A 360-nucleotide genomic window follows, 5' to 3' on the forward strand; every position below is an offset into this window, starting at 1 on the left:
AACTGAGTGCAACACCTGACCTTTCCGGTACGGTGCTGCCCCTATGTCTTATACCGAACTCAGCGTTGAAGAGCGCGCCACCATTCAAATCGGTCGTACCCAAGGCTTCAGCCTGCGCAGGATTGCCTGCTTGATCAACCGATCCCCTTCGACCATCAGCCGTGAGCTGCGCCGTAACCGAGGTGCTTGCGGTGGCTACTCGGCCCGTCAGGCCCAGCAGCAAATGCAGACCCGCCGCCAGGTTTGTCGACCGATGCGAAAACTGTTGCCGGGTAGCGAGCGCTTCGAACTGGTGACCCATATGCTGCGTGAGCGTTTGTCTCCCGAGCAGATTGCCGGCAAGCTGCGCAGCATGAACAT

1 protein-coding gene is annotated in these 360 nt (G+C 59.2%); it reads left to right on the top strand.

Annotated elements, in window-relative coordinates:
• Positions 1 to 43: 43 nt before the first annotated feature.
• The coding region (locus LO50_RS22165; protein WP_044316389.1) for a helix-turn-helix domain-containing protein at positions 44 to 360 on the top strand (317 nt) is incomplete at its 3' end.

The sequence above is a fragment of the Stutzerimonas stutzeri genome, assembly GCF_000935215.1.
Taxonomy (GTDB): Bacteria; Pseudomonadota; Gammaproteobacteria; order Pseudomonadales; family Pseudomonadaceae; genus Stutzerimonas.